Raw genomic sequence first — 594 nt, forward strand, 5'->3', positions numbered from 1 at the left:
GGGCCCGGGCTTGTCAGCCCGGGCCCCGCTGATATTTCAGGTCGACTATTTCAGGTCGTCGTCTCCGACATGCCACTCGGACGGTGTCAGCTCGGCAGGGTGATCCCGTCGACCTCACCGATTCGGGTGACCACGCGCTCGAAGATCTCGGTCAGTGTGCCGACCTCGTCTTCGGTGAGCACGTCGACCAGTAGCTCTCGGACCTTCTCCACATGCATGGGGGCCACCCTGGCGATCGCCTCGGCCCCCTCCGTGGTGAGTGTGACGATCGTGCCCCGGCCGTCCTCCGCGCACTCCCCCTTGGCGACCAGGCCCCGGGCCTCCATCCGCCTGACCTGATGCGACACCCGACTGCGGTCCCAGCCGAGAGCCGCCCCCAGATCACGGGCGCGCAGGCCCCGACCGTCCGCCTCGCTGAGGCTGACCAGCACCGAATAGTCGGACTGGGACATCGACGCGTCGCGCTGGAGCTGGCGTTCGATCGCGAGATCGAGCAACTGATTGACTTCCCTGTACCGGCGCCACATGCACTGCTCTTCATCGGTCAACCAGCGTGTCTCGCTCATGGGGCTATTACAGCACGGCGGCCCGCCA

At 66.7% G+C, this 594-nt stretch carries 1 protein-coding gene; it reads right to left on the minus strand.

Annotated elements, in window-relative coordinates:
* Window positions 1-86: 86 nt before the first annotated feature.
* Window positions 87-566, minus strand: a complete 480-nt coding sequence (locus G6027_RS16735) for a MarR family winged helix-turn-helix transcriptional regulator (RefSeq protein ID WP_241727223.1) — start codon at window positions 564-566, stop codon at window positions 87-89.
* Between the last annotated feature and the right edge of the window lie 28 nt (window positions 567-594).

It is taken from the genome of Dietzia sp. SLG310A2-38A2 (assembly GCF_014145095.1).
Taxonomy (GTDB): domain Bacteria; phylum Actinomycetota; class Actinomycetes; order Mycobacteriales; family Mycobacteriaceae; genus Dietzia.

Excerpts from the sequence above, each read along its gene's own strand:
- G6027_RS16735 (WP_241727223.1), bottom strand. The coding sequence starts at position 566 with ATGAGCGAGACACGCTGGTTGACCGATGAAGAGCAGTGCATGTGGCGC.